The organism is Microbacterium sp. 2RAF4, assembly GCF_052115285.1.
Lineage (GTDB): Bacteria > Actinomycetota > Actinomycetes > Actinomycetales > Microbacteriaceae > Microbacterium > Microbacterium oxydans.
On the sequence record NZ_JBFRGI010000002.1, the window covers coordinates 565,094 to 588,214 of the forward strand.

A 23,121-nucleotide genomic window follows, 5' to 3' on the forward strand; every position below is an offset into this window, starting at 1 on the left:
GGAGAACCTCCTCGTCTAGAACCGCACTGTTGCGAGGTTCACTTCGTCGCGGCTGCCGCCATCGCGCTTGATCACTCGTGCGGCAGGCGGCGGCGGGGTCGGCTTCTTGGGCGACGCCTCAGACTTGAGAACACCCCACAGCGCCCAGGTGATGGCCTGCGCCATCGAGACGGGTTTCGTCGGGTCGGACTGTTCCCACGTCACGCCGGCGCGGCCAATGTTCCGGGTCGTTGCCAGTCGCAGCGAGTCTGTGACCTCGTCCTGCGGACGGTGCGGAACGAGTCCCGCGTTCACGTGCTCGATGAACAGCGTGTGCGCCGCGGCGATCTCGTCGAGGTTCATCGCGAGGTACTTGATCCCGGCAGCGTCGAGCGCGCCGACCACAGCCGCCGCGTTCTTCGAGTCGAGCACGACGAGCGCGTTGCCGAACTTGGCCTTCAGCTCCTTGAGCTTCGGGGCGATCCAGCGCGTCCCGGACTCGGTCCAGATGTGCTCGACCGCGATGTGGTCGGAGTCGACGCGGACAGCGGCGCCGATAGTGCCGTATCCGCCGCCTCGGCCGAGAGCGAGAGACAGCACGACGCCGTCGCCTGCGACCGCGGCATCCGGGTCGCCGTGACGCTTCCACGCTTCGAGGTTCAGCTCGGAGAGCTTCGCCGCTGCCTCAGGGCGTCGGCTCGGCCAGATCGAGCAGCGTTGACGGGCGAACGCGTCGGGGTTGGTCTGCCCCATGCGATCCCAAGCATCCTGTACGGTCTTCCACGCCAGACGGATGCCGAGACCGGGGTTCCCTTCGCGCCACACCTGCGGGTCGCCGAGGTTGATCTTCGCCGCGGTGTCCGGATCATCCGAGCCGACCGGGGTGTGCTCGATCCAGCCGGTGCGATCCATGCCGCCGGAGCGTCCGCGATCGCGGAGGCCCTCGAAGTACTCACCGTCCTGATCCTCTTTCGGCACGGTGCCGGTGAACAGCACCTGCAGGTTCGGGCTCGCGTCCGATGCGGGCAGCAGCGCCTCGAGGATGGTCAGGGGCGAATGCTGCGCCTCATCGATGATGAGCACGTCGAACGAGACGCCGACGCCGGCGGCACCGGTGCGCGTGAAGAACACGAGACGGTTGCCATTCTTCAACTCGATCGCCATGTTGCCGTTGCCGGTCGAGATGCCGGTGATGCCCTGCGCGGTCTGCTTGCCACCGCCGACGAGCTGAGCGCGAAGAATCGGCGAGGCGAGAATGATGCGGCGAGCGCGGCGGAACGCCTCTCGGGCAGTGGGGCCCTCGTGTGCGGTGTGTCCGATGAGCTTCGGCGCGCCGTCTTCGCGGGGCCAGAGGTACAGGTGGGCGAGCTCGTACGGGAGCAGGATGTTGCCCTTGCCCTGCTGCCTGGAGACGAGGATCCCGAACTCGGTCGCCGCCCACTGGCCGTCGTCATCGATGGAGGCGATTGCTTCGAGAGCACCCTCCTGCCACGGGTCGCACACGATCGAGGCCAGGTCGCAGATATCGAGAACGTCGTCGACGAGCGTGGCGGTCCTACTGAGCGGTAGCGCCCTTACTCGCGGCTCTTGCAGCCCGAGCTGCGCGGGCTTGGGCGAGTTGGTCATCAAAGGTCAGCTCCTTCGGCGTCTCGGCGGGGCCGCGGACGGCCTCAACGGCCGCGCGGAACTCGCGGGAGATCGGAGCGAGTCGAGTGGGATCCGACTCGGCGATCGACTTGAACGCGGTCCGGAGCGTGTCGACGATGAGCTTCATGTCGTCGGGCTGCGCAGAGTCGTCAGCCGGAGGGGCCACGGACGGCGGAGCATCGGGCGTCGGTTCGAACGCGGGCTTCATGGCTGCGCGCGGCTTCGTGCGGCCTGACGACTTCCGACCAGCCTCGGTGTGAGCGCGTCGGCACGCTTCGTCGACCTTGACGCCCTCGCGAAGATGCCGACGGTAGGCAGCATCGGTGCCGCAGTGGGCCTTGGGTCGTCCCATCACACTCCCCCTCCGCCGAATTCCCCCATGCGCCGTTTTTACCTGCGGAGAGAGCCGCCAGGACCGTGCGGGAGGCTGGCAGCCCCGGGCCGACTCTGGATTTTTTGACGATCCAGGAGTCGGCCCGCGTGGGGCTGAGCGGCGCGAGGTTCGGGTCTGCGGGGCTCTACACCTTGATGACGTGCGCGTGACAGCTGGTCGCGAGACAGGGGCGCAGAGAGGCGAACAACTCGGGAGTCTCAGGCACGCCGACGTACACCAGGACATCGAACACGCGACCCCGCGCCGACGCGAGTGCGCTTCGTCCCGACGCGAAGGTGATCGAACCGCCGCCCTCGTACTCGATGAGCGCGCGACCCTGCGTCCTGAGTGTGCGCCTCGGTCGTACGCCCAGTCGCATCACCGCGTCGAACTCGGCGTGTGCTTCGATCTGGCGAGTGGCAACGATGAGGACGTGCAGGCCTGCCAACGCGCTGCGGTGTGCAGCTTCGGTGTGGTCGCTCACAGTGCTCGTGCCTACCTCGCGGGCCATGGCGTATCTCCTCAGGTCAGGACGCGGACCAGATCTCGGTCGCCGTGTGGTTCGACTTGCGGCTGTTGCACGAGCGGTGCATCGGGACGAGCACCTGCCCGGCGAGGCTGCCACCGTTCGCGATCGCGTTGTCGTGGTCAGCGGTGAACGACATCCGGTGCCTGTCCGGCAACGTCGTGTCGATGCTCTCCCCACAGCCCCACCCCGAAGGGGACCCGTGACCGCAGGGGAGGTTCTGCGCGCGCGTGCGGCGCTTCAGCGCTGCCTGCTGGCGTCGATATGCACGGTGACCCTTGCCGTCGCGGATCGAGCTGCTACCCACGGCCACCACCTCCGACAGTGAGCGACGATGCCCGGCCCGCTCAGCCCGTGCGCGAGGTAGGTGCGCCACGGCGAAGGCAGGCCGGAAGACTGCGCCCCGCCGCCCATCACCGCTCGAGGTGCGCATCATGCGACCAGCCCAGTGCGGCTCGCTCTACGCTCCCGACGTCATACGGGCTGCGCGAGGTCATGGCGGCGGCGGTCGCTCTGCAGAGGGATGTGAGCGTGTGGTGGCGGGGCCACAGCTGAACGACGAAAGCCCCGCCAGATCGGCGAGGCTTCGGGTCATAGTTCAGGTGCAAGCACAGCTTAACACAGGATGTGGACACGTTTGACACTTATTTGTAGTCAGGATGCAGCGTTTTAGCCCCGGACGTGATCGATCGCGGCGGTAGGACATCATGACCTGTCCCGTGCGGTCAGTAGGGTGAGCGGATGACGACTGATATGCCCGCGGCAGCACGTGAAGCGGTGAACGTGATCCTTGACGCTGTGATCGCACACGGGGTCGAAGGCGACAGCGGTGATGCGATGAACCTCGCCATGCGTCGGATGAGCGAGGTGGACGGCGCGTACCGAGTGACCGAGACCGACGAGGGCGAGGTCAGGCTCGACCTCGGCCACCTGCTCGGAGGAACCATGGTCGCGATGTCCCGACTGATCCAGTTGGTCTCCGTGTCGCAAGGCGTCAGCCGCGAAGAAGTTATCTCGGACCTGCGGGAGTGGCTGGGCTGAGTGGCCCCTCCGCCGCGCCGATAAGCTCTGCTCACTACGAACGAGCAAAGGAGCTCAGCATGGCAGAACGCATCATATACAAGCGAGCTGATGGGCAGTACGCCTGGAGGCTGATCGGGGACAACGAGTCGGACATCATCGCGACCGACGGAGGTCAGGGCTACGCCACCAAGGCATACGCGGTTCTGATGGCCGAGAAGATCATCACTGGCGATTACAGCGACGCGAAACGCACCGATCTGAGCTGATTCCCGTGCGGGCGGCGGGTTGCGGATCCGACCGCCCTGCTGGGATGGGATGCAGGAAGTGACGAAGGCCCTCACCGTGGCGGTGGGGGCCTTCTGCTGCCCGACTGGCAGGAATCGCTAGAGTGCGGGTATGAGTCCCGCGGTCGACGACATCATCTACTGGCTCGAGCAGATCGCGAAGCCCGACCTCTGGCGCGACTACTTGATCCCTGCGCTCGGTATTGCTGCAACCGGGTTCCTCGGTTGGGGCGCTCTGAGTGCAGCGCGCGCGGCCAACCGCATCGCGAAGCAGAACACCGAGCTGGCGCTTCGCGCTGAGCGGCGACGTTTTGGCGATGCAGTGATCGCGTACTACGAGTCTCGCCACGAAGATATCCGCACCGGCCGGAATTGGAACCAGCCACACTGGACGGAAGCCGCGGAGGCCGTGGCGACGGAGGTCGGGGAAGTCAACAGCGACAGGCTCCTCACCTGGGTCACCGAGACGATCGATCGCGCCGCCAGCAGTGACCATCCCGAAAACCGGGCCATCAACGCCCTCCATATCAAGGCCACGGTTCCCGTGGTCGTCGCGAAGTGGGTCAACAACCCGGTCACGTTCGATGAACAGCCATTCACGCTCTGGGAAGAACGCAATGTGTCTGGCGTCGCAGGCACGACTCATTGATCTAACGATCGGCTGAGACACAGGGGCTTCCTTCCTGCTTCATTCCGGTATTCCGTTGGCCCGGGGTACTGTCGTCGATGTGAAGTTCGACTGGTACCTATTCATCGGCCTCCTGTCCCTGCTCGTGTTCATCGTCACGCGGTGGGTGGATAACCCGTTCGCGAGCGGCTTCGGGCTCGCGCTCGGGCTGTCGAGCATCCTCATGTTCGGGGTCAGCATCACCACTGGTGTGAGGAAGTCCCGCGGCAAGAAAGCCTGACGGGCTCGCTCCTTCCTCGTTCGCCGCGGCGAGTTCGGCTTCGACGCACTCCGGACACCAGCACGGTCCCTGGTCGAGTCGCCCCGTGCGCTCTAACCGCTGCACCTCGTCATGCCAGACCTGAATCGCCATCACGCACCGCCGTCCTGTTTCACCGCGGCCTGGCTCCGAATCTCGACATCTGCCGGGGCGAGGTTGTCAAGGCACCCGCACCCGCACGGGTCTTCCTCGGGCGTGGTCAGCCAGCACTCATCCCACGGGATCACCGGGCCCTCGTGGTGATCCCAGTTGCGCTCCGTGCACTCCTCGCACACGGCTTCGATGGTCTCCGGGCACTGCCCGCTCCCGAGCGGCGACCAGTGTTCACAGTCGCGCTCCGAGCACGAGTAGGGCACAACGGTCATCTCGACCCTGCGGTGTTCAGCCATTGCTCTGTCTCCGAATCTGGTACTTTGCGGCAGCTGCCGCCTTCATCTGCGCCCACGACGCGCGCTGCTTGTCGCGCCGCTTGGACTCGAGCGCTCGCATGTCGACGCGGCGGCGGCGGCTACTCCGTGACGGCATGGTCGTGTCTCCGAATCTCGACATCTGCGGGGAGCTCAGGCATGACGAGCTGCGCGCGGCCCTCGTCGTCCCACACGTCCCCGATCAGCTGTGCCTCCTCATCGACGATGAACAGGTAGCGACCGTTCACGAGGCCGATTGTTGTCGCTGCCGTGGGCACCCCTCCGACGTGGAACATGGACACTGCATATGGCGGTGCGCCGACCGATCCAGCCAGCCCCTCGGCGTCGTCGATGAACTGCCATGCCCGCTCGATGGGGTCGCCCCACGTTGCAGGGCCACTGGGAAGGCCGAGGGACAGCGCCTCGGCCAACTTCCACATGTTCTCGTCGTGCCAGCACTCGTAGGCCATGTCATACGCTCGGCATCCCGGGCAGACGTACTCAAGCATCGTTTCTCCGAATCTCGTGGTTGGTGATCGAGTCGACGGTCGCGCCGAACAGGCGGCGCGCTGCTGCTTCGACCTTGGTCTGGTCTTCCTGCTTCAAAGGCACCCACTCGCCGGTCCGGACGGTGCGTCGCATAGCCGTTACTCCGCCGGACATCACTCCCATGGCCGCTTCAGCCATCGCCCGCGCCTCACTCGCTACAAGTAGGACTGGGCCGTTCGGGGAGGTATCGAAGTGGATTCCGTACTCCCATTCCGGTTCCTCGGCTACGACACCAGCCCGCACCTCGGCATCATGAGCAGCCAACCAGCGGTCGAACGCTTCCTTTCGCGATCCGGCGTGGGTGGAGTGGCCCGCCGCCGCCAGAAAGGCGACCTCCACCTGGAGCGTTGTCGGCGTGTACCCGCTCATCGCTTCTCCCCTTCCTGTCCGACGACACCAGCAGCCTGCGCAGCGTGCGCAGCCTCGACGCGCAGCTTGATGAACTCCGAAAGTGCAGCCTGCATCGCCTTGGCCGAGTTGCGGAGCCCGCCACCGCTGGGCGTCATGTGCCAGACGTACCGGGATGCAATCTTCTTCGCGTCGGCCTCAGCGATGTTGTGTGTGAACGCGATCCTCACCCACTGCCGGTATCCCTCGTACTCTGAGCGCAGCGTGTCATAGGCGAGCTTCAGGTGCTCCTCGTCAGATGCGCACTCGAACTCGCAGTCGTGCATGTCGGACGCGTCCTGGATCTCTTGCATCTTCTCGTTGTCGGTCGGGTTAATTCCCTCAGAGTGAATAGTCACGGGTTAATTCCCAATCTGTGCATGCTTGCGTGGGCGGCCGCGGCGCGACCGCATCTTCTTCTCAGTGGCGAGGACATCCGCCGCACGGAATCGGCCGGCGAGCGGCTTCAAGTCACCGGACTCCACCCACCGGCGGATGCGGCGCTCAGCAGACGCGAGCGCCGCATCACCCTGGATGCGCTGCGCGGCCTCCGTGAGAGTCAGCCAGGTACTCATGCAGCCTCTCCCCTCTTCTGTGCCGCCACGGCGAGCACGTCGTCCTGCCAGTACCGGCCAAGCTGCGGAGCGAGGAGGTTCTGCGTCACCCAGTTGCGGACTGTGCCCGTAGTGCGCTCCACGAGGCGTGCAGCGTCCGCGAGGGTTAGCCAGCGCGGGTCATGCGGTCGCACCTCGGCCGGTGCCGGCTCCGCGAACACCGATGCCCACAGGCCGCCGTCGTCCTTCGAGTTCGCCTCCCACTCGCAGTCCGCCGTCGTGCACCGATACCGGGACGGGCGACCGTTGCGGCCAGGCTGAATCCTCACGGCCATCAGGTCGCACACCGGGCAGGCCGCCTGCGCCCACCTGGGTGAGTCTTCGAGCGGCCACCGCACCGCGGCATCAGCGACCGTCCACATGTCCGGGGCATCCTTATGCACGACCATCACGCCCTCACACAGCGAGTAGACCTGATGCGAGTCGTTCGCCAGACGGTCGAGCTCATCGAGGATCACGTCGACGGCGAGCTGCACGACATCATGCGCGGCATCCGCCATCGCCCCGGCGGGAAGGCCAGCACCGGGCCGGTCCTCCCCCGCTGCGTGATTCGCCCACATGTTCAATGTCGTCGTGATGTCGTTCGAGGCGTCGATGAGATCGGCAGCCACCGGTGCCGGGATCTCGATCGCCGACGACTGCACCCGGATCCGGTCGAAGACGGCGGCCTTCGTCGGGTCCGCGATCGACCGCAGGTGACCGACGATGTCCGCAGCGTCCTCGAGGTGCCGGCGCAGACTCCGGTAGCAGCGCTCACAGATCAGCACCCCGTCACGAGCGTCGACCTGCGCGCACCCAGAGCACGGGTTGTCCCCCTTGTAGTCCTCGCCGTGCCGGTCGCAGATGGCGAAGTGCTCGCCGCGCCGGAGGCAGCCACGGATGCAGTAGCGGTCAGACATCGAGCGACCACCCCTTCGCGAGATGCGTGGAGAGCACCTGCTCGACCGTCCCCGTGAGGGTGTTGCCGCCCTCGTGGCGGATCGTGATGCGCGGCACCTCGTCCAATGCGTCATCAGCATCAGGTCGGTACACGATGCTTAGCGGCGTCAGGATCGCGAGTGAACTCGAGTCCATCAGTTCCGTGTTCGTCCCGCGGGCAACGCTCGTCCAGCGGACATCCTGTTTCTGCCATGCGTCCCCATCGGAATCGAGCACGATCGATCCTTCGGCCAGAGCGTCCAGCATCCGCACGGCGGTCCCGTAGATTTCAGAACGGTGTGTCATCGCCCCATGCCCCCTCTGTTGGCGGTTCCGTGGTTGCCCAAGGCTCCTCGTTCGACGGCTGCGCCGCTGGCCCCTTCGCGTCGGCACTCTTGGCGGTTCGGGTGACCTGCGCCGTCGCGTACCGCAAGCTCGGACCGATCTCATCGACCTCAAGCTCGATCGCCGTGCGCTGATTGCCCTCGCGATCCTGGAACGTCCGCTGACGGAGCCGACCCTGCGCCATGACGCGCATGCCCTTCGTCAGCGACCCGGCGACATGCTCGGCGAACTCCCGCCAGCACGAGGCACGGAGGAACAGGGCGTCGCCGTCCTTCCACTCGTTCGCGGCACGGTCGAAGTTGCGCGGCGTGCTCGCGATCGTGAAGTTCGCCACCGGGAGGCCGTTCTGCGTGTATCGCAGCTCGGGGTCGGCAGTCAGGTTGCCGACGACGGTGATGACGGTCTCGCCGACCATCAGGCGCTCGCCTCGGCGTGCTCGCGGCCGACCTCTTCGAGTCGATCGATATCGAATGCAAATCGCCACCGGATCGCCTCCCGTGCCTGCTCGCGCATCGCCTCGTGAAGCGGCAGCGAGCGGTCGAGGCTGAGCAGGAAGTCACGCTCGGTCGCGAGCGCCAAGCCGTTCGCCATGACGTGCGACAGCAGCTCCACATAGCGCTCATACTCCGCCAGCGGCTTGCCAGTCACGGCCGTCACTTCAGGCTCGGTCTGTTCGGTGCTCATGGTCAGTTCTCCTCGTTCGCGTCGGCCGCTTCGACCGTGACTGGGTGTGGCTGGGTGAGCGTCTCGGGGATCACGACGATCGCCTCGGGACGCAGGGGCAGGAATGCGCCCTTGGGGAGCTCGACGGTGATCTTCACCTCGACGGTTCCGGGCTTCGGCTTCTGCGCCTTGTTCTGCGTGTAGCCGACGACCTTCGCGCCCTCGATCGCCGAGGGCGTATCCATCTCGCGGCGCTGCTTCGCCCAGTAGCTGTACTCCGGCTGCACCTGCAGGTAGACGGTGGCCTTGACTGTGTCGCTCATGATGCTGTCCTCCTCCGTGCCGCGGCGTGCGCCTCGGCGGCCATCTTGTGCGCGGTCTCCCGCGGGGTCTCATCGGCCTCGCCCATCAGGCGGAAGCGGAACCGCTGGTCCTTCGTGAACCTCGTGACGGTCATCTCGATGAAGTCAGCGAGGGCATCAGAATGGATCTCCACCCCACATCTCCTCTCCCTGTCTCATGTCCCAGCGGCGAATATCGAGGAAGTGCTTGTTGCGAAGCCGTGCGTTCTGGCAGGCGATGCAGGGTTCCAGCACTCCCCCGGGATGGTCTTCGCAGAATGGATTCGGTGGAAGCACTTCTCGCGACATGCGGGCTGAGGGAGCCTCGCTCGCACGCTCGCCCTCCCGCGCACCCTCGCTCTCGCTCTCCCGCTCGCTCCCTCTCTCCCCCGCCAGGCGTGACTCGCGAGGCTCTCGCGAGCGCCTCGCGAACGGTGGCGGTTCCGGCAGCTCGGACTTCGTCGGACGGTCGATGCGACCCCAGTGCGTGAAGACGTAAAGCGAGACACCGCGTTCCTCGTACAGCGTCAGGACGTCCGCCTCGGCAAGTTCGAGCAGGTGATCCACCAGCACGGACTCCGTCACGTCGGACTGCTCCGGATACACGTCGGCCAGGATCTGCCGCAACTCGACGCGGCCGCGGCCGTGATCGTCGGCATGCATCCGAAGCCCCTCGGCCGTCGCTCTCAGCGCCGGCGGCAAGCGTCGGATCTGCCGGAACGCCTCGACCGTCAACGTTCTTGGTCTGCTCAGCGTCATGGCGAATCGTGCCCCTCAGGATTGCGTCTACGGCTGCCGGGAGTTCGTTGAGCGGAACTCGGTAGCACTCGGTGTACCCGCGGCCGCGGCGCAGGATGATCTCGGAATCGTCGGCGGTGGCGAAGGCGCGCGGCCAGGTCTTCGCGAGCTCGCGGAGCGCGTACGGCTCCCAGGCCGCGGGGCTGTCGCGCATCATCATGAGCACCTCGCCGCCGGTGTCGACCATCTGACGGATACGGGAGTCCCGCCACATAATGCCGACCTTCAACACCTGCTCGGCAGGCCAATACACGGCGTACACCGTGCCGAACGCTGGGCGCTTCATCGCTTCCTCGCCTTCTTCGTGAGCGTGAAGTCGCCGCGGCGCTGCCTATGCGACTCGGTCGTCTTGGAGCAGAGGCCGAACGCGTCGAGGCGGTTCACCGTCTGACCGCAGAGGCGGCACTGCGGCCAGCCCTCGTGCATCATGGCGACGATGCGGAGACGCTCGAGCGTGACCTCACGGTTCGGCGTCCACTCCTTCTCCTCGGCCTCCGTGGGCGCGACGGCGAGCACGGCGCTCATGCGGCGTCCTCGATGAGTTCGGCCTCGCGGTCGCGCTGCCACTGCTTCTCGAATTTCGCGAACGTGACCCGCGGGCGGGTCTCCCAGTGCTCGACCAGCTCCTCTGAGGCGTACGCGAGCGCACGGGTCTCGTTCCCCATGAACAGAGTGAACGGGTCGATGCCCTTCTCACGGCCTCGGGCGTTGAGCATGGCGCCGCGCGTGGCCTCTTCCGCGGCGACGTACTGCGCGTAGAGGGTGTTGTCGTACTCGGCGCGGCATTCCCGCCAAGCGTTGAAAGCCTCGCTGATGATGCTCACCGCTTCACCGCCCGTCGCACGCTTCGGATCTTCTCGAAGGGAACCCGGTCGACCCAGGAGTAGCCGGTCTCAACGGACACGGTCTTCGCGTTGACCTTGCGCACCTGGCGCCACGAGATCCCGTCGTGGATGAACTCAGCGCCGGCCAGGTCGTCGCGCGTGAAGTGCACTCGCTCCGCTTCGGCGATACGCCGCTCGAGCGACCGGACTCGGTGCGACCACTTCTGGATACGCTCGTCGGCCTCCTGGTGGGCACGGTGAGCACGATCATGGGCACCGCGAACCTGACCTGCGGCCCGCTGACTACCGGATCCACCGAAGCCCGGGATGCCGCCTCCCATCTGGTGCGCGGAAGCCGACAAGCGCTCGGCCTGCTCTTTGGCGTGCTGGGCAACCTCGAGCCGATCGCGCGAGTACGCGAGCTTTGCTCGCATCTCATCCGTCGTCATCATGTTCATGCGATCGCCTCCCGTTCCGCGGCCCAAGCGTTGGCGCGCTTCACCCACTCGGTGAACGCCGGGTTCGGCTCGTAGCCGAGGGGCGTCTTCACCCATCGAGTGGGGCGACCCTCGACGACCGCGTTGTACTCGTCACGCAGCGCACCGGCCTTCGTCATTCCTCTGCGCTTGTCGGCGGGCCGCGGTGGCAGCACAGTGGGGCGGCTCATGCGATCGCCTCATGCCAGGCCAGCCATTCAGCGCCGTAGACGCTGCAGCCCATCTCCATCGCGACGGCGCGCGAGATCCGAATGCGGACCACGCCCTCGAAGCGGTACCAGGCCATTTCGAGCGGGTAGAACACCGGCACGCGCTCGGGGTGAGTCACCCAACGGCGGACCTTCCAGCCGAAGCGCAGCGCCTGCGCCTGCAGTGCACCCTCGCAGGCCGCGTTGCAGAACGCGCAGAGCGAGAGGCCGTCGACGGGGGACGGGACGTTCTTCGAGCCGCCCATGCCGACCGCGCGGCGGTGCTGGAACGTAAGCACCAGCACACCGCACGCGGCACAGCGACGCTCATCCCGCTGGTAGACGGCGTTGCGCGTCTCCGTCGTCGGCGCGCTCATCGGATCACCCCCGATAGAGTGCGGATCGTGGAATCCCTCAAAGACTTCTGGTTGCCGCTGATCCTTGCCTTGCTCGGAATCGGCGGCACGATCGTCGTCACGGTGGTACAGCTGCGCGCGCGGCGAGTCGAGCTCGATGACGAACGCGCGGCACGAGAGGCCGCTGATCTCGAACGCCGACGCGAGGCCGTAATCGAGGCCGTGTACGACTCAGTCGGCCCGTTGATGTCCGCTGCGAGCGTGCCCCAGGAATCGCGATCTACGGTACCCACGAGTGTGACCGTCGCCACGGCGAAGACCGCACGAGTGATCAGGCTCTCCGGGCGGGAGGATCGCAGGGATCTGCACGAGTGGTTCGCCATCCGTGCGAGCCACTGGGCGGGCTCGACGATCGCCGATGACCTCATGTCGCTCGAATCAGGCATGCTCTCCGAAATCGACGACTGGTTCGACGGCACTGCGACCGCTGCGCAGATCCACGCAAGGGCTGCAGCCAAATCCTGACGGCTCATCGGTGCTCTCCTCGGAAGTTGGCGTTGAGCGAGCGCAGGATCTCGATGTCTTCACTCAGGGTCTTACGCATCTCGCGGGCGTACTCGAGGGCGAGTTCAGCGACGTCGATGGCTTCCCACGCTTTGAGGACGTCGGCGTCGCTTTCGGCGACGAGGCGGCGAGTCTCGGCGTCGCGGCCGATCGCGGCCTGGCGGGCGTAACCGCGGGCGACTATGAGGTTCCGCTTCGCGTCCTTCACGGCCTTCGAGCGGGCGGCGAGCACGGCTGGCGCGTGGGCGATCATGCCCCGTGCCTTCAGGAGCGCACCCGCGCACTGCACCGGAGTCGGGAAAAGCTGGATCAGCTCGTCCTCGTTCAGCGCGGCGAGATCCAGCGGCACGAGTTCGACACCACTCTCTGCGACGGCGCCCGTGGTGTCGTCGACGATCATCGCTTCCCGCCCTTCTTGCGTGCGGCCTTGCGACGCTCAGCACGGTTCGCCGGCGGCAGGTAGTCGCGCGGTGCGGGACGCTGCGGCGCGACATGCTCGGCTGGCGTCCATGCGTCTGCTGGTTCGGTCGCGGTGAGCGCACGGCGGCGCGTGGTGAGCGCGAGATGCAGTGCCGTTCCTGCCGCGTTCGGCTTGAAGACCTTCGCGGCACGCGCCTCGCTGTCGAGGTCGTCGAGCTGCTCACGGGTCTCGGCGGCGGCGAACTCCGCCGCCCAGTCGCGATCCTCTGTCGGAGCCGTGGCTTCCGCCGCGACGGGTCCGGCGACCCGGTCGTCGGCTTCATCTTCGATGCGCACGTTGCCGAGCAGCTCACGGAATGTCTGGCGGTAGGCAACCATGCGCACGGTGCGGCCGAAGTGACGCATCGGCGAACGAAGCCACTTCCCCGCCCACTCCTCGGATGCCTCCGGGAACTGCTCATCCCAGCGGATGATCGCTGTCGTGGGGATGCGCACGTCCTTGCGGTGCACCGCGACTCGAGCGAACTGCGGATGCGCGATGTCGTCGGTCGGCGACCATGCCGGGGTCCAGGTGACCCCGTCGTCGGAGAACTCGATCACTCCGGTGCCGTCCCAGAGTCCGGAACCGTTAACGATGCGCTCGACCTCGGCGATCGTCTTCACCTCGGGGATCGCGTTGGGGTCAGACATTCTCGGCCTCCTGGAAGCGCAGCGACGTGCGGCGCGTGGTCTTCGGGTAGTACTGCTTCGCTGACGCCTCGAGTAGTGCGAGTTCGACGCGCAGCATCTCGACATGTCCGTGCACCTCGGGAGACGCGGCCTTCCATGCGGCCTCGTCGATCGACGTGGACTCGGTGACGATGCTCTGGAAGCCGCCGTCCTCGGTCATGCCGACCGCGCCGAATCGCTCGGCGTGCGGGAGCTTCGCGATCGCCTTCTTCACGGCATCATTCGCTTCCTTCTCGGCGGCGGCCGCGGCGTCGAGCTGGCGCTTCAGCGGCGACCACCTCGCCTGCGCGGCAGCGACTTCCTCGGGCAGCTCGTCGAAGTCGGGGCACCCGGCATCACGCCAGGCGAGGAACTTGTCGGCCCGGTAGATGAGGAACGCGAGGAGCTCGTCGTCGGGGTCGTCGACGAACTGCCAGTCAGCGCCTTCGACCGGCGGCATGTCGTCCTCGTCGCGGATTTCGGACCCGTAGAGGCCGAACTCCGCGCCGAGCACGTACCGCTGCCAGACGGCCTGCGCTTTGTGGTCCTTTGGGAACGCGTCACCCTTGTAGCCGTGCTCGTGCGACTTGACCTCGACGGTGCAGAGTCCGCCAGCGAGGAGGCCGATGCCGTCCGGGGTCGCGCGGTGGCGGTCGTTCTCGGCGGCCGCCCAGAGTCCCCCGTTCGCGGTGATCCAGTCGAGCTCGTCGATGGCCTCCGCGATCAGCGCGGCCTCACGGGCGGATCCGGCGCGAGTGGACTTCGTGCCGCCGAAGGTCGACCCGTTCATCTTCTGCTCGAGGATGCGGCGCCAGGTCTTGATCCCGCCCGTCGCGATCGCCCACACCTCTGAGGCTGTGACGCCCTCGCCGCGCTCGAGCATCCACACTGTGCGGGGAGCGTCTTCAGGAACGATCAGCCGCGCAGTCGTCTTCGTGTCCAGGCTCGGGATCGTCGTGGTCATGGCTGGTCCTTCTTCGGGATGCGGATGAGGAATGCGGCGGCGAACGTCGCGAGGCTGATGAGGACGCCGAGGTCGGCGCCGTTGAATCCGGTTGTCGGGTCGGCTGCAGGCGGGCCGCAGACCGCGGCGCCGAGGAGGGCGACGACCACGAGGGCCATGCGCCACGGCGCGAGGGGCCAGAAGCTGCGGGAGTCGGTGGCGATCGGGCCCACGATGGCGGGCTCGGTGCGCTCGATGACGCTGAGGTGCATGTCAGCGGACAGCGGTGCGAAGTCGCCCACCGGTTCGACGGTGCCGTCGGTATCCTGTGTCTGAGGCATGTGCTTGCCTTTCTTTTCTGGTGGGGCGTCCGGTGCAACGGGCGCCCCGCTTTCGTGTGTGGGTCAGTTCGGGATGGCGAGGTTGCCGTGCGCGCCGAGCCAGGCCGCGAGGCCGTCCCAGAGACGCGCCTCACCCTTCGGCGTGAGACGGGTAGAGACGGCGGTCTGATTGCCGCGCGTGTTCGTGCCGAACGTCGTGCGGTGCGCGCGTGCCCATCCGGCCTCGATCGCCTGAGCGGTCGGCTGGTTGTGGCGGACGGACGCTGTGCGGATGATGATGCCGAGACGGCCGGCGTGGTCGAACACGTCCTGGTGCCGGACCTTCACGCCGGGGAACTTCTCCGCGCAGTGCGCCTTGAAGTCGTTCGCGAGATCCCCGATCGTGCGCAGCCCGTCGGCCTGGCGGAACGTCTCGGCGTGCGCGGCGACCGGCTCGAGCTCGGCGACGCGCGTCTCGAGCTGCTCGACGCGGCGTGCGGTGATCGCGAACGCCCGGTGCACGATCTCGTCTTCACTGAGCGCCGGCGCGTAGGAGCCGGTGCGGACGACCTGCGGGAGCACCTCCTCGAACGCCCACCGCTCGAACCGCTCCGCCGCCGGAAGTCGGCTACCCGCGATCATGCGCAGCAGATCCGGCTCGCCGATCACGCGGGCCAGCTGCGCCCGGCCCATGCTGTCCTCGATGGGGTGGTGAATCGCCACCCCACGGCAGTGCTGCTTGATCGCGTTGGTCGTGTCGGCATAGCCGAGCGCGGCCGCGACGTCGCGTGCCACGAAGCGGGGCATGCCGTCGAGCACCACGACCCGCACGTCGGCGCCGTCGAAGCCGAACACCTCGAGCGCGCTCATGCCGGATCCGCCTCAAGGCGAGAGATCCCGAACGCGACGAAGCCGCAGAGCACGGCGGCGGCGAGCGCGCCGAGAGCGAGGATCAGGAGCAGCAGACCCCAGGGGGCGAGCGCGCAGGCGACATAGACGAGCGTCACGCCTACCGCGGCATACCCGACCGCGACCACCCACAGCACGGGGCTGAGCAACGCCACCGCTCGAGCGTTCGAGCGGTCCGACGTGGTCGGAGCAGCCGTCCCCACGGCGCCCCGACCCGCCTGACCCGATACCCCAGCGGGCACCCGGCCCCCAGACCGGGAGTTCATGTGAGCGGTCACGATGCCACCGCCTCGGGATCGGTGACCCGCGTAGCGAGCCACGCGTCGAGGTCGACCGAGTAGAAGACGTTGAGGCTTCCCTGCTTGAACCGCTTCGGCCCGTCACCTGCAGCGAGAAGGTTCCGGAACGTCTGATAGGCAAGACCGGAGTACTTCGCCGCGTCGCGCGTCGTCAACACCGGCCCTCGTCGCTCGCCCGTGTGGACCGGGACGCCGCAGCTCACGACGCCACCGCCATGCGCTGTGGCGCGGATGCGGTCTCGACGAGTGCCGCAGCGATCGCGGAGGCAACGTTGCCAATCCACGCCGGTTCGGCGATGACCTTTCCGTTCTCGACGCGGGAGAGGTACGACTCGGAGACGCCGGCACGCGACGCAACCTCGCGGGCGGTGAGACCCGACTGCTCTCGAAGGACCCGAAGTGCCGGGCCTGCTGGTGATGCGCTCATGGGAAAGACTGTACGTATTCTTTCCTATCAACACAAGTCCGGATCGGAATGAGTTAAGAAGAAACTTCCGAATATTGGACGACTAGCGGAAACATCGCTAACATCATGCCTATGGTTACGGACATCAACCGGAAAGACCTTCCTCTCAACCGAGTTTCGATTGAGCGCGCCACACAGCAAGAGCGCTTGTCATACGGCGGCCTACTCGCGCAGCTCCGCTCCGATAAGGGCGTAACGCAGGGCGAGCTTGAGGAGCGGTCGGGAGTGACTTCGCGGACCATCCGCAACATCGAGACAGGGTCGGTCGCGGGCCAAGCCGACAAGCTGATCCGCCTCTTCATCGCGCTCGGCGTGGATCTCGACGGCGACTCCCGCCTCGAGGTCGACTCGTACATCGCGATGATCGCCCCACTGATCCAGGCAATCCACCCCGACCACCGCCTCGCGGCCGTCGGCCAGGTGATCCCCGTGCTCTCGGATGCTGTGCGGGCGAACCCGAACCTCGAAGGGGTTGCGGCGCCCATCCCGATCGGAGGCGGTCGGCGAGCCCGTGTCGGTGGCTTGCACCAAGATCTGGAGAAGGCGCCACTGGATACCACGAAGATCGCCGCAACGAAGGACAACACGCCGATTTCCCCCGACCGGGGCGAGGCGTAAGGGGGAGGGCGAACGTGAGCAGCATTCTGGACGCGATCGAGTACGAGGGCCACATCGAAGCACCTATGAGCAGCACCGCGTTCATGTTCGGAGTCAACGGGTTCGAAGACGGGCCCTGCGCCTACGACTACGACCCGTGGGTGCACGCCGAGATCCTTGACCTGCCTATCGTCTTCCGTGACGACCTTCCCGACGTGGACATGGTGGCCTGCTACTCCCAGGAGCACGAAGCCGTCTTCGTCCGGACGAATCTGCATGCCGCGACCGAGCGTTGCGCGATCGCGCACGAGATCGTCCACTTCGAGCACCAGGACGTCGGCACAGACGACCTCCAAGAGGAGCGCGCAGACCGCATCGCGGCGCGCAGGCTCGTCCGGCCTCGGCGCATCGAAGAACTGTCCGGCGTCACTGATGACCCCGCAGTCGTCGCCCTCGAGCTCAACGTCACCGAGAAGATCATGCGCGTCTACATGCGGCTGATTCGGCAAGGTCGGATCAGCCGCTATGCCTAGGCCGCCGCTCGAGCTAGAGACGTGGGGTCGCATCCGCCGCACCACAGTGAAGGGGAAGCCGACTGCAATCGCGTACTACCGGGACTCAGACGGCATCACCCGCTTGATGCAACGCCAGGGGCGCACGGCACCGGAGGCCGAGCGCGTGCTCATCAAGGCATTGAAGAAGCGCCTCGCACCGGCGAGCGAGATGCTCACACCGGACTCCACCATCGGGGATCTCGCGACGACGTGGCTCGACTCGAAGGCGAGGCTCGCAGAGGGGTCGATCCGGATCTACAAGAACGCGATCGAGAAGCACATCACGCCCGGGCTCGGCGCAGTACGGCTCAGCGAGATCAGCGTGCCGAGGCTCGACAGGTTCATCACGGCCCTCACGAAGTCATCCGGGCCCGGCACCGCGACGACGGCGCACGTCGTGCTGCGTGGCATGTTCACACTCGCCGCCCGCCACGGAGCAGTACGGCCCAACCCGATGACCGATGCCCCCGCCCCCGAGAAGACGAAGCGCACGACCAGACGGGCTGCCCCGAACCTCGAAGTCGTCCGGGCGATGCGAACGCGCTTCGAGGAGTGGGATGCCGGCTCCGAACCCCGACCCGCAGATGATCGTCGGCGTCGACGGCCACGCGCGAGCGAGCTGCTCGACACCACCGACATGATTATCGGCACCGGCGTCCGCACCGGAGAGCTCCTCGCCCTGCAATGGGACCAACTCGACCTCGACGCGAAGCTCGCCACGATCCGACGGACGATCGCGCAAGACCGCGACGGGAAGTTCTTCGTCCAGGAGTTCACCAAGACGGACGCCGGCTATCGCGAGCTCGAGCTGCCCGATCACGTCGTCGACATGCTGCTGCGACGCCGTATTGCGTCGTACTCGGCGTTCGTTTTCGCGTCCAGCGTCGGCACCTTCCGGCACCCGAACAACTACCGCACGACCTGGCGTGACGCGCTGCGCGACACCGACTGGAAAGGCACCACGCCGAAGAGCTTCCGGAAGACCGTCGCGACCGTGCTGCGCGATGAGCTCGGCGTCGAGGCGGCGAAGGATCAGCTCGGGCATGAATCGGAGCGCACAACCCTGAAGCACTATGCCGACGAGGTCCACCGCGGCCCCGCTGCCGGACTTGTTCTGTCGAAGCTGTTCACCTGAAAACCATGGATAAACAACGAATCGCCCCGACTCCACGAAGGAGGCGGGGCGATTTTATTCCTTCTGACCTGGTGTTTCTTGAGCCGACTACGGGACTCGAACCCGTAACCCCCGTATTACAAGTACGGTGCGCTACCAATTGCGCCAAGTCGGCGGATGCCATCCATCAGCTTAGCGATGGCATCGACCATGCCTCGACCTAGGAGGCGGGCGTGGTGGTCGGAGTCGGCGTGGGGGTCGGCGTCTCGCGAGAGGCGTCGCTGGCCACGCTGAGCACGAACTGCGAGAACTCGGCGGGATCGTCGAACGCACCGACGTATGCCTCGCCGTTCGCGACGATCATGGGCGACGCGTTCAGCTTGAGGTCCGTGGAACCGGACAGCGGTCCTTCGAGCGCACGGGTGGTCGCCTCCTTCGCCCAGCTGACGAAGTCCCCGTTCTCGATGCACGAGCGGACGGCCTTGGTGTTATCGGTGCCGACGGCGGCTGCGAGGTTGGCGAGATCCTCATCGGACATGCCGTCGCTGCCCACGTCGGGCTGCTTGTCGAGCAGGTCGTGATTGAACGCATAGAACTGTGCAGGCGAGTGGCTGGCCACGCAGGCGGCAGCCGCAGCGGACCGCAGCGAGTACTTCGTGCCGTTCGAGCTCGCGGTGAGCAGAGCGACCGGGTGATAGCTGACCGTGACCGCTCCCTCGCTGATCCAGCCGGCCAGCTGGCGGGCGTTCGCCCGCTCGAACTTGCCCGCGTCCGGCGAGAGGTAGTCGACGTAGACGTGGATGTCGACCTTCTCGGATGCGGTCGCCTCGGGGGTCGGCTCCACCGGGGCTGCAGCATCGGACGGCTCCTCCGAGGGCGATACCGGCACCTCATCGGACCCCGCCACAGCGGTGATGTCGGTGACGACAACGCCGTCCGACTCCATTCCGGTGGGGGTGAGCTTCGGCTTCGACACCTGTGCTGACACCGCAAGGGTCACCGCAGTGCCGATCGCCCCTACGGCGACGATCGCGACGGCACCGATGATGATCCGTCGCATGAGGCGCGCCCTCGACTGCTGGGCGTGCACTTTCTGAGCCTTCTCCCGCACGACCTCGCGAGAATTGCGAGGTGTGGGGACGTTCGGCGTTTCGTCGCTCGACATCGTTCCTCTTGTGAGTCTGAGGGGGTCCGGGTTGGCCCCGACCGCCGCTCGGCGACGATCGCCGCTGGGCGCGGCCGAGTTCGATGCTAGCCAGTGAGGCTGAGAAATACCCAGGTACCGCTGTTCATGTCATACTGACTTCGACCCAAAGACGGGTCACGGTGGCTCATCCCACCGCTTCATCACTACGGATCGTCCGGCACGTACCTGCCGGTGAAGGAGAAACGACAATGGCATCTGTGACTTTCGACGAGGCCACCCGCCTGTACCCCGGCGGAACCCGTCCCGCGGTCGACAAGCTGAACCTCGAGGTCGGTGACGGCGAGTTCCTCGTCCTCGTCGGACCTTCCGGTTGCGGTAAGTCGACGTCCCTCCGCATGCTCGCCGGCCTGGAAGAGGTCAACGCCGGCCGCATCCTCATCGGTGACCGCGACGTGACCGACGTGCCGCCGAAGGACCGCGACATCGCGATGGTCTTCCAGAACTACGCGCTGTACCCGCATATGACCGTCGCCGAGAACATGGGCTTCGCGCTCAAGATCGCCGGCGTCGGCAAGGAGGAGCGTGCGTCGCGCGTCCTCGAGGCCGCCAAGCTCCTCGACCTCGAGCAGTACCTGACGCGCAAGCCGAAGGCTCTCTCGGGTGGTCAGCGTCAGCGTGTGGCCATGGGCCGCGCGATCGTCCGTCAGCCCCAGGTCTTCCTCATGGACGAGCCGCTGTCGAACCTCGACGCCAAGCTCCGCGTCCAGACCCGTACGCAGATCGCGTCGCTGCAGCGTCGCCTCGGCGTCACCACGGTCTACGTCACCCACGACCAGACCGAGGCGCTCACCATGGGTGACCGTATCGCCGTGCTCAAGGACGGCCTGCTCCAGCAGGTCGGCTCGCCGCGCGACCTGTACGAGAAGCCCGAGAACGTCTTCGTGGCCGGCTTCATCGGCTCGCCCGCGATGAACCTGTTCTCGGCCGACCTGGCCGACGGCGGCGTGCGCTTCGGCACCGAGGTCGTGCCGCTCGACCGCGACACCGTGGGTCGCGCCAACGGCTCGCAGGTCACGGTCGGCGTCCGCCCCGAGGACATCACCGTCGGCCCGGCAGACGGCAAGGGCCTCTCGGTCGTCGTCGACCTGGTCGAGGAGCTCGGCGCTGACGGCTACCTCTACGGTCACACCGACATCAACGGCAAGCGCACCGACCTGGTCGCCCGTGTCGACGGCCGCAGCCACCCGAACGCCGGCGAGACGGTCACGCTGGCTGCCAACGCGGGTCACGTGCACGCGTTCGACATCGAGTCCGGCGTGCGACTGAACGACAAGCCGGTCGTCTCCGCCTGATCGGATCCACAGACGCGGCGCGGGCTGACTTCGGTCACCTGCGCCGCGTCTCTTTTTCCTCACCGCCCGCCATCAGGGAGCAACATGCAGGACTCGCTGCGGATCACCGCCAGCAAGATCGATCCAGGGCTGCTCGCGCTCCCCTGGTCGACCAGCCTCGCGAAGTGGCCCTCCGAACACATCGTGTCGCTCCCGAAGGGGCTCTCCCGCCACCTCGTGCGATTCGCCGATCTCTCCGGCCGCGTCGTCGCCGTCAAGGAGACCACTGCGGAGATGGCCCAGCGCGAGTACGACATGCTCGGCAACCTGGCGCGCCTCGATGTGCCGTGCGTCGACAGGGTCGCCGTGATCGCCGGCCGGACCGATTCCCACGGCGACCCGCTCCCCGCCGCCCTCGTCACATCGCACCTGCGCTTCTCGATGCCGTACCGCGCGCTGTTCACGCGGGTGCTGCGCCCTGACACCGCGAACCGTCTGGTCGACGCGCTCGCCCTGCTTCTGGTGCGCCTGCACAACGTCGGCTTCTACTGGGGCGACGTCTCGCTGTCGAACACCCTCTTCCGTCGCGATGCCGGTGCGTTCGCGGCCTACCTCGTCGACGCGGAGACCGGGGAGCTCCACGAGGAGGGCCTCACCGACGGCCAGCGCGCGTACGATCTCGACCTCGCCCGCACCAACATCGCCGGTGAGATCATGGACCTCGCGGCCGGCGGACGACTGGAGCACGGAGTGGATGCCGTGGCGATCGCCGACGGCATCGTGTCGTCGTACCGGTCGCTGTGGGCAGAGCTCACCGCTCAGGAGTCGTTCTCCGCGGCCGAGACCTGGCGCATCACGGAACGGGTCGAGCGCCTCAACGCGCTCGGCTTCGACATCGACGAGATGTCCATGTCGACGACAGCCGACGGCACGGTCGTGGAGATCCAGCCGAAGGTCGTCGACGCAGGGCATCACCAGCGGCGCCTGATCCGCCTCACGGGTCTCGACGTCGAGGAGAACCAGGCCCGCCGCCTGCTCAACGACCTCGACGAGTTCCGCGCCCGCTCGACCAAGCAGTGGGCGGACGAGGAGATGTACGCCCACGAATGGCTCACCCGCGTCTTCGAGCCTGTCGTCCGGGCGATCCCCTACGAGCTGAGAGCCAAGCTCGAGCCGGCAGAGGTCTTCCACCAGGTGCTGGAGCACCGCTGGTACCTGTCCCAGGCGGAGGGACGCTCCATCCCCCTCGCCGAGGTGCTCACGAGCTACATCAACGAGGTGCTGCGCCATCGACGCGACGAGGCCACGATCATGGGCCCGCCCACCGAGACGATGAGCCTCCCCGTCATCACGGGCATGACGCCGACCGCCGACGACGACGATGACGTCGACTGGCGCGATCTGGTCTGACCGCTCCGAGGCGTCGGGGCCGCGACTCAGTAGCCGACGGTGAACCGCTCGCGATGGTGATTGCCCTGCTCGATCTCATCGACCACCGCGACCGCGAAGTCGGCACCGGAGATGAAGGACTTGCCCTCGTCGTCGCGGACGATCACATCACCGCCGTCGCGGTAGTGTCCGGTGCGCTCGCCCTCTGCCCACGGACCGAACACCTCGGCGGGGTGCACGAAGAACCAGTCCAGACGCGGATCGGTGGCTTCGAGCAGTGCGAGCGAGTCGATGCCGACCTGCGCTTCGTGCTTGTACTCCTCGGGGAAATCCTGATCGAACAGACGCGGCCCACCCGGAGCGATGAGGCTGCCCCCGGCACCGCCGATCACCCCCAGGCGCGTCTCCGTCCCGGTGAGTCGATCGGCGAGCCCGCTCAACGCCTCCAGGACCCTGTTCTCCATGTCGCCGCGAGGAGACAGCGCGGATACGACCGCATCCGCTCCCTCGAGCGCCGGGGCCAACGAGTCGAGGTCGAGCGCCGTGCCCTGCAGATACGCAGCTCCGGCGACGGGATCCGTCGGTTCCGAGCGTGACAGGGCGATGACCGCATGACCGCGCGACACCGCCTCGGCGACGATGTGACGGCCGGCGTAGCCGGTTCCTCCGAGGACGACGATGCGAGCCATGCGGT

Annotated in this window: 41 protein-coding genes and 1 tRNA gene; 11 read left to right on the top strand and 31 right to left on the bottom strand. The window is 66.7% G+C overall.

Going from position 1 to position 23,121, the window contains the following annotated elements:
* Positions 1-15: 15 nt before the first annotated feature.
* The 4 genes from AB4070_RS06935 to AB4070_RS06950 all read right to left on the bottom strand — a co-directional run bounded on the left by AB4070_RS06935 (position 16) and on the right by AB4070_RS06950 (position 2,832).
* Complete coding sequence (locus AB4070_RS06935) at positions 16-1,605, bottom strand: hypothetical protein (protein WP_441979462.1); 1,590 nt, start codon at positions 1,603-1,605, stop codon at positions 16-18.
* Entirely contained in the window at positions 1,535-1,978 is a 444-nt protein-coding gene (locus AB4070_RS06940; RefSeq protein WP_441979463.1) for a hypothetical protein, read from the bottom strand. Before AB4070_RS06940 ends, AB4070_RS06935 begins: the two co-directional genes overlap by 71 nt.
* Before the next feature lie 166 nt (positions 1,979-2,144).
* Entirely contained in the window at positions 2,145-2,510 is a 366-nt protein-coding gene (locus AB4070_RS06945; RefSeq protein WP_441979464.1) for a hypothetical protein, read from the bottom strand.
* A gap of 16 nt (positions 2,511-2,526) precedes the next feature.
* On the bottom strand, positions 2,527-2,832 hold the full coding sequence (locus AB4070_RS06950; RefSeq protein ID WP_441979465.1) for a hypothetical protein: 306 nt from the start codon (positions 2,830-2,832) through the stop codon (positions 2,527-2,529).
* A gap of 434 nt (positions 2,833-3,266) precedes the next feature.
* Here AB4070_RS06950 and AB4070_RS06955 point away from each other — a divergent pair, with 434 nt between their 5' ends.
* The 4 genes from AB4070_RS06955 (at position 3,267) to AB4070_RS06970 (ending at position 4,740) form a co-directional block, all read left to right on the top strand.
* Positions 3,267-3,566 (top strand): hypothetical protein, encoded by a 300-nt coding sequence (locus AB4070_RS06955; RefSeq protein WP_441979466.1) that lies wholly within the window; start codon positions 3,267-3,269, stop codon positions 3,564-3,566.
* A 59-nt stretch (positions 3,567-3,625) separates the two neighbouring features.
* Complete coding sequence (locus tag AB4070_RS06960; RefSeq protein WP_441979467.1) at positions 3,626-3,814, top strand: hypothetical protein; 189 nt, start codon at positions 3,626-3,628, stop codon at positions 3,812-3,814.
* Positions 3,815-3,944: 130 nt separating this feature from the next.
* Entirely contained in the window at positions 3,945-4,481 is a 537-nt protein-coding gene (locus tag AB4070_RS06965) for a hypothetical protein (RefSeq protein ID WP_441979468.1), read from the top strand.
* A gap of 79 nt (positions 4,482-4,560) precedes the next feature.
* Positions 4,561-4,740, top strand: a complete 180-nt coding sequence (locus tag AB4070_RS06970) for a hypothetical protein (RefSeq protein ID WP_441979469.1) — start codon at positions 4,561-4,563, stop codon at positions 4,738-4,740.
* Between the two features lie 547 nt (positions 4,741-5,287).
* Here AB4070_RS06970 and AB4070_RS06975 read toward each other — a convergent pair.
* The 11 genes from AB4070_RS06975 to AB4070_RS07025 are packed head-to-tail and all read right to left on the bottom strand — an operon-like array spanning position 5,288 to position 9,762.
* On the bottom strand, positions 5,288-5,695 hold the full coding sequence (locus AB4070_RS06975; protein ID WP_441979470.1) for a hypothetical protein: 408 nt from the start codon (positions 5,693-5,695) through the stop codon (positions 5,288-5,290).
* Positions 5,688-6,104: a hypothetical protein gene (locus tag AB4070_RS06980; RefSeq protein WP_441979471.1), complete on the bottom strand. Its 417-nt coding sequence runs from the start codon at positions 6,102-6,104 to the stop codon at positions 5,688-5,690. Before AB4070_RS06980 ends, AB4070_RS06975 begins: the two co-directional genes overlap by 8 nt.
* Positions 6,101-6,481 (bottom strand): hypothetical protein, encoded by a 381-nt coding sequence (locus tag AB4070_RS06985; protein WP_441979472.1) that lies wholly within the window; start codon positions 6,479-6,481, stop codon positions 6,101-6,103. The genes AB4070_RS06980 and AB4070_RS06985 overlap by 4 nt, the downstream gene beginning before the upstream one ends.
* A 3-nt stretch (positions 6,482-6,484) precedes the next feature.
* The gene (locus AB4070_RS06990) at positions 6,485-6,697 is read right to left on the bottom strand and encodes a hypothetical protein (protein WP_441979473.1); all 213 of its coding nucleotides are present in this window, start codon (positions 6,695-6,697) and stop codon (positions 6,485-6,487) included.
* A complete protein-coding gene (locus AB4070_RS06995) occupies positions 6,694-7,635 on the bottom strand; it encodes a hypothetical protein (RefSeq protein WP_441979474.1) in 942 nt (313 codons plus the stop codon). The genes AB4070_RS06990 and AB4070_RS06995 overlap by 4 nt, the downstream gene beginning before the upstream one ends.
* Positions 7,628-7,891: a hypothetical protein gene (locus tag AB4070_RS07000; RefSeq protein WP_441979475.1), complete on the bottom strand. Its 264-nt coding sequence runs from the start codon at positions 7,889-7,891 to the stop codon at positions 7,628-7,630. Before AB4070_RS07000 ends, AB4070_RS06995 begins: the two co-directional genes overlap by 8 nt.
* 52 nt (positions 7,892-7,943) lie before the next feature.
* Positions 7,944-8,414, bottom strand: coding sequence for a single-stranded DNA-binding protein (locus AB4070_RS07005; RefSeq protein ID WP_441979476.1), 471 nt, complete (start codon positions 8,412-8,414; stop codon positions 7,944-7,946).
* Complete coding sequence (locus tag AB4070_RS07010; protein WP_441979477.1) at positions 8,414-8,683, bottom strand: hypothetical protein; 270 nt, start codon at positions 8,681-8,683, stop codon at positions 8,414-8,416. Before AB4070_RS07010 ends, AB4070_RS07005 begins: the two co-directional genes overlap by 1 nt.
* A gap of 2 nt (positions 8,684-8,685) precedes the next feature.
* Positions 8,686-8,985, bottom strand: coding sequence for a hypothetical protein (locus AB4070_RS07015; protein ID WP_441979478.1), 300 nt, complete (start codon positions 8,983-8,985; stop codon positions 8,686-8,688).
* The gene (locus AB4070_RS07020) at positions 8,982-9,158 is read right to left on the bottom strand and encodes a hypothetical protein (protein WP_441979479.1); all 177 of its coding nucleotides are present in this window, start codon (positions 9,156-9,158) and stop codon (positions 8,982-8,984) included. Before AB4070_RS07020 ends, AB4070_RS07015 begins: the two co-directional genes overlap by 4 nt.
* Positions 9,142-9,762, bottom strand: coding sequence for a hypothetical protein (locus AB4070_RS07025; protein ID WP_441979480.1), 621 nt, complete (start codon positions 9,760-9,762; stop codon positions 9,142-9,144). The genes AB4070_RS07020 and AB4070_RS07025 overlap by 17 nt, the downstream gene beginning before the upstream one ends.
* Before the next feature lie 95 nt (positions 9,763-9,857).
* Between AB4070_RS07025 and AB4070_RS07030 the strand changes: the two genes are divergently transcribed.
* Positions 9,858-9,992: a hypothetical protein gene (locus AB4070_RS07030; RefSeq protein WP_441979481.1), complete on the top strand. Its 135-nt coding sequence runs from the start codon at positions 9,858-9,860 to the stop codon at positions 9,990-9,992.
* A 91-nt stretch (positions 9,993-10,083) separates the two neighbouring features.
* On the opposite strand, the gene AB4070_RS07035 is transcribed toward AB4070_RS07030, so the two are convergent.
* Genes AB4070_RS07035 through AB4070_RS07055 form a run of 5 tightly spaced genes read right to left on the bottom strand, consistent with a single transcriptional unit; the run spans position 10,084 to position 11,687 of the window.
* A complete protein-coding gene (locus AB4070_RS07035; protein ID WP_441979482.1) occupies positions 10,084-10,326 on the bottom strand; it encodes a hypothetical protein in 243 nt (80 codons plus the stop codon).
* Positions 10,323-10,625 carry a hypothetical protein gene (locus AB4070_RS07040; RefSeq protein WP_441979483.1) on the bottom strand — a complete coding sequence of 101 codons (303 nt, stop codon included), beginning with the start codon at positions 10,623-10,625 and terminating at the stop codon, positions 10,323-10,325. Before AB4070_RS07040 ends, AB4070_RS07035 begins: the two co-directional genes overlap by 4 nt.
* Positions 10,622-11,083 carry a hypothetical protein gene (locus AB4070_RS07045; protein ID WP_441979484.1) on the bottom strand — a complete coding sequence of 154 codons (462 nt, stop codon included), beginning with the start codon at positions 11,081-11,083 and terminating at the stop codon, positions 10,622-10,624. Before AB4070_RS07045 ends, AB4070_RS07040 begins: the two co-directional genes overlap by 4 nt.
* Positions 11,080-11,292: a hypothetical protein gene (locus tag AB4070_RS07050; protein WP_441979485.1), complete on the bottom strand. Its 213-nt coding sequence runs from the start codon at positions 11,290-11,292 to the stop codon at positions 11,080-11,082. Before AB4070_RS07050 ends, AB4070_RS07045 begins: the two co-directional genes overlap by 4 nt.
* Entirely contained in the window at positions 11,289-11,687 is a 399-nt protein-coding gene (locus AB4070_RS07055; RefSeq protein ID WP_441979486.1) for a hypothetical protein, read from the bottom strand. The genes AB4070_RS07050 and AB4070_RS07055 overlap by 4 nt, the downstream gene beginning before the upstream one ends.
* 27 nt (positions 11,688-11,714) lie before the next feature.
* On the opposite strand from AB4070_RS07055, the gene AB4070_RS07060 reads away from it, so the two are divergent.
* Entirely contained in the window at positions 11,715-12,191 is a 477-nt protein-coding gene (locus AB4070_RS07060; protein WP_441979487.1) for a hypothetical protein, read from the top strand.
* A gap of 4 nt (positions 12,192-12,195) precedes the next feature.
* Here the strand turns inward: AB4070_RS07060 and AB4070_RS07065 are convergent, their stop codons facing one another.
* From AB4070_RS07065 to AB4070_RS07100, 8 genes are all read right to left on the bottom strand, one after another.
* Positions 12,196-12,630, bottom strand: coding sequence for a hypothetical protein (locus AB4070_RS07065; RefSeq protein ID WP_441979488.1), 435 nt, complete (start codon positions 12,628-12,630; stop codon positions 12,196-12,198).
* Positions 12,627-13,340, bottom strand: a complete 714-nt coding sequence (locus AB4070_RS07070; RefSeq protein WP_441979489.1) for a hypothetical protein — start codon at positions 13,338-13,340, stop codon at positions 12,627-12,629. The genes AB4070_RS07065 and AB4070_RS07070 overlap by 4 nt, the downstream gene beginning before the upstream one ends.
* A complete protein-coding gene (locus AB4070_RS07075; protein WP_441979490.1) occupies positions 13,333-14,322 on the bottom strand; it encodes a hypothetical protein in 990 nt (329 codons plus the stop codon). Before AB4070_RS07075 ends, AB4070_RS07070 begins: the two co-directional genes overlap by 8 nt.
* The gene (locus tag AB4070_RS07080) at positions 14,319-14,642 is read right to left on the bottom strand and encodes a hypothetical protein (protein ID WP_441979491.1); all 324 of its coding nucleotides are present in this window, start codon (positions 14,640-14,642) and stop codon (positions 14,319-14,321) included. Before AB4070_RS07080 ends, AB4070_RS07075 begins: the two co-directional genes overlap by 4 nt.
* A gap of 63 nt (positions 14,643-14,705) precedes the next feature.
* Complete coding sequence (locus tag AB4070_RS07085) at positions 14,706-15,491, bottom strand: phage antirepressor (protein WP_441979492.1); 786 nt, start codon at positions 15,489-15,491, stop codon at positions 14,706-14,708.
* Entirely contained in the window at positions 15,488-15,685 is a 198-nt protein-coding gene (locus tag AB4070_RS07090; protein ID WP_441979493.1) for a hypothetical protein, read from the bottom strand. Before AB4070_RS07090 ends, AB4070_RS07085 begins: the two co-directional genes overlap by 4 nt.
* 119 nt (positions 15,686-15,804) lie before the next feature.
* Positions 15,805-15,987, bottom strand: coding sequence for a helix-turn-helix domain-containing protein (locus AB4070_RS07095; RefSeq protein ID WP_441979494.1), 183 nt, complete (start codon positions 15,985-15,987; stop codon positions 15,805-15,807).
* A gap of 41 nt (positions 15,988-16,028) precedes the next feature.
* Entirely contained in the window at positions 16,029-16,256 is a 228-nt protein-coding gene (locus tag AB4070_RS07100) for a helix-turn-helix domain-containing protein (RefSeq protein ID WP_441979495.1), read from the bottom strand.
* Positions 16,257-16,367: 111 nt separating this feature from the next.
* On the opposite strand from AB4070_RS07100, the gene AB4070_RS07105 reads away from it, so the two are divergent.
* Genes AB4070_RS07105 through AB4070_RS07115 form a run of 3 tightly spaced genes read left to right on the top strand, consistent with a single transcriptional unit; the run spans position 16,368 to position 18,581 of the window.
* Positions 16,368-16,913: a helix-turn-helix domain-containing protein gene (locus AB4070_RS07105; protein ID WP_441979496.1), complete on the top strand. Its 546-nt coding sequence runs from the start codon at positions 16,368-16,370 to the stop codon at positions 16,911-16,913.
* A 14-nt stretch (positions 16,914-16,927) separates the two neighbouring features.
* On the top strand, positions 16,928-17,425 hold the full coding sequence (locus tag AB4070_RS07110) for an ImmA/IrrE family metallo-endopeptidase (protein ID WP_441979497.1): 498 nt from the start codon (positions 16,928-16,930) through the stop codon (positions 17,423-17,425).
* Positions 17,418-18,581, top strand: coding sequence for a tyrosine-type recombinase/integrase (locus AB4070_RS07115; RefSeq protein ID WP_441979498.1), 1,164 nt, complete (start codon positions 17,418-17,420; stop codon positions 18,579-18,581). The genes AB4070_RS07110 and AB4070_RS07115 overlap by 8 nt, the downstream gene beginning before the upstream one ends.
* 81 nt (positions 18,582-18,662) lie before the next feature.
* Here AB4070_RS07115 and AB4070_RS07120 read toward each other — a convergent pair.
* Positions 18,663-18,735: transfer RNA gene (locus tag AB4070_RS07120), tRNA-Thr, on the bottom strand.
* A 45-nt stretch (positions 18,736-18,780) separates the two neighbouring features.
* Positions 18,781-19,725 (bottom strand): thioredoxin domain-containing protein, encoded by a 945-nt coding sequence (locus AB4070_RS07125; RefSeq protein ID WP_441979499.1) that lies wholly within the window; start codon positions 19,723-19,725, stop codon positions 18,781-18,783.
* A gap of 230 nt (positions 19,726-19,955) precedes the next feature.
* Between AB4070_RS07125 and AB4070_RS07130 the strand changes: the two genes are divergently transcribed.
* Both AB4070_RS07130 and AB4070_RS07135 read left to right on the top strand, forming a co-directional pair.
* Entirely contained in the window at positions 19,956-21,059 is a 1,104-nt protein-coding gene (locus AB4070_RS07130; protein ID WP_441979500.1) for an ABC transporter ATP-binding protein, read from the top strand.
* 84 nt (positions 21,060-21,143) lie between these two features.
* Positions 21,144-22,448 (top strand): DUF4032 domain-containing protein, encoded by a 1,305-nt coding sequence (locus AB4070_RS07135; protein ID WP_441979501.1) that lies wholly within the window; start codon positions 21,144-21,146, stop codon positions 22,446-22,448.
* A gap of 26 nt (positions 22,449-22,474) precedes the next feature.
* Here AB4070_RS07135 and AB4070_RS07140 read toward each other — a convergent pair whose 3' ends face one another.
* Entirely contained in the window at positions 22,475-23,116 is a 642-nt protein-coding gene (locus AB4070_RS07140; RefSeq protein WP_441979502.1) for an NAD(P)-dependent oxidoreductase, read from the bottom strand.
* Between the last annotated feature and the right edge of the window lie 5 nt (positions 23,117-23,121).

What these genes read in the sequence shown, in the direction of transcription:
- AB4070_RS07005 (WP_441979476.1), bottom strand. Translation starts at nt 8,414, where the DNA reads ATGGTCGGCGAGACCGTCATCACCGTCGTCGGCAACCTGACTGCCGAC.
- AB4070_RS07135 (WP_441979501.1), top strand. Translation starts at nt 21,144, where the DNA reads ATGCAGGACTCGCTGCGGATCACCGCCAGCAAGATCGATCCAGGGCTG.
- AB4070_RS07010 (WP_441979477.1), bottom strand. Translation starts at nt 8,683, where the DNA reads ATGAGCACCGAACAGACCGAGCCTGAAGTGACGGCCGTGACTGGCAAG.
- AB4070_RS07100 (WP_441979495.1), bottom strand. Translation starts at nt 16,256, where the DNA reads ATGAGCGCATCACCAGCAGGCCCGGCACTTCGGGTCCTTCGAGAGCAG.
- AB4070_RS07140 (WP_441979502.1), bottom strand. Translation starts at nt 23,116, where the DNA reads ATGGCTCGCATCGTCGTCCTCGGAGGAACCGGCTACGCCGGCCGTCAC.
- AB4070_RS07130 (WP_441979500.1), top strand. Translation starts at nt 19,956, where the DNA reads ATGGCATCTGTGACTTTCGACGAGGCCACCCGCCTGTACCCCGGCGGA.
- AB4070_RS06945 (WP_441979464.1), bottom strand. Translation starts at nt 2,510, where the DNA reads ATGGCCCGCGAGGTAGGCACGAGCACTGTGAGCGACCACACCGAAGCT.
- AB4070_RS07030 (WP_441979481.1), top strand. Translation starts at nt 9,858, where the DNA reads ATGATCTCGGAATCGTCGGCGGTGGCGAAGGCGCGCGGCCAGGTCTTC.
- AB4070_RS07080 (WP_441979491.1), bottom strand. Translation starts at nt 14,642, where the DNA reads ATGCCTCAGACACAGGATACCGACGGCACCGTCGAACCGGTGGGCGAC.
- AB4070_RS07125 (WP_441979499.1), bottom strand. Translation starts at nt 19,725, where the DNA reads ATGTCGAGCGACGAAACGCCGAACGTCCCCACACCTCGCAATTCTCGC.
- AB4070_RS06980 (WP_441979471.1), bottom strand. Translation starts at nt 6,104, where the DNA reads ATGAGCGGGTACACGCCGACAACGCTCCAGGTGGAGGTCGCCTTTCTG.
- AB4070_RS07105 (WP_441979496.1), top strand. Translation starts at nt 16,368, where the DNA reads ATGGTTACGGACATCAACCGGAAAGACCTTCCTCTCAACCGAGTTTCG.
- AB4070_RS06935 (WP_441979462.1), bottom strand. Translation starts at nt 1,605, where the DNA reads ATGACCAACTCGCCCAAGCCCGCGCAGCTCGGGCTGCAAGAGCCGCGA.
- AB4070_RS06955 (WP_441979466.1), top strand. Translation starts at nt 3,267, where the DNA reads ATGACGACTGATATGCCCGCGGCAGCACGTGAAGCGGTGAACGTGATC.
- AB4070_RS06960 (WP_441979467.1), top strand. Translation starts at nt 3,626, where the DNA reads ATGGCAGAACGCATCATATACAAGCGAGCTGATGGGCAGTACGCCTGG.
- AB4070_RS07065 (WP_441979488.1), bottom strand. Translation starts at nt 12,630, where the DNA reads ATGATCGTCGACGACACCACGGGCGCCGTCGCAGAGAGTGGTGTCGAA.
- AB4070_RS07075 (WP_441979490.1), bottom strand. Translation starts at nt 14,322, where the DNA reads ATGACCACGACGATCCCGAGCCTGGACACGAAGACGACTGCGCGGCTG.
- AB4070_RS06995 (WP_441979474.1), bottom strand. Translation starts at nt 7,635, where the DNA reads ATGTCTGACCGCTACTGCATCCGTGGCTGCCTCCGGCGCGGCGAGCAC.
- AB4070_RS07025 (WP_441979480.1), bottom strand. Translation starts at nt 9,762, where the DNA reads ATGACGCTGAGCAGACCAAGAACGTTGACGGTCGAGGCGTTCCGGCAG.
- AB4070_RS06940 (WP_441979463.1), bottom strand. Translation starts at nt 1,978, where the DNA reads ATGGGACGACCCAAGGCCCACTGCGGCACCGATGCTGCCTACCGTCGG.
- AB4070_RS07045 (WP_441979484.1), bottom strand. Translation starts at nt 11,083, where the DNA reads ATGAACATGATGACGACGGATGAGATGCGAGCAAAGCTCGCGTACTCG.
- AB4070_RS07035 (WP_441979482.1), bottom strand. Translation starts at nt 10,326, where the DNA reads ATGAGCGCCGTGCTCGCCGTCGCGCCCACGGAGGCCGAGGAGAAGGAG.
- AB4070_RS06975 (WP_441979470.1), bottom strand. Translation starts at nt 5,695, where the DNA reads ATGCTTGAGTACGTCTGCCCGGGATGCCGAGCGTATGACATGGCCTAC.
- AB4070_RS06965 (WP_441979468.1), top strand. Translation starts at nt 3,945, where the DNA reads ATGAGTCCCGCGGTCGACGACATCATCTACTGGCTCGAGCAGATCGCG.
- AB4070_RS06990 (WP_441979473.1), bottom strand. Translation starts at nt 6,697, where the DNA reads ATGAGTACCTGGCTGACTCTCACGGAGGCCGCGCAGCGCATCCAGGGT.
- AB4070_RS07115 (WP_441979498.1), top strand. Translation starts at nt 17,418, where the DNA reads ATGCCTAGGCCGCCGCTCGAGCTAGAGACGTGGGGTCGCATCCGCCGC.
- AB4070_RS07070 (WP_441979489.1), bottom strand. Translation starts at nt 13,340, where the DNA reads ATGTCTGACCCCAACGCGATCCCCGAGGTGAAGACGATCGCCGAGGTC.
- AB4070_RS07085 (WP_441979492.1), bottom strand. Translation starts at nt 15,491, where the DNA reads ATGAGCGCGCTCGAGGTGTTCGGCTTCGACGGCGCCGACGTGCGGGTC.
- AB4070_RS07015 (WP_441979478.1), bottom strand. Translation starts at nt 8,985, where the DNA reads ATGAGCGACACAGTCAAGGCCACCGTCTACCTGCAGGTGCAGCCGGAG.
- AB4070_RS07055 (WP_441979486.1), bottom strand. Translation starts at nt 11,687, where the DNA reads ATGAGCGCGCCGACGACGGAGACGCGCAACGCCGTCTACCAGCGGGAT.
- AB4070_RS07050 (WP_441979485.1), bottom strand. Translation starts at nt 11,292, where the DNA reads ATGAGCCGCCCCACTGTGCTGCCACCGCGGCCCGCCGACAAGCGCAGA.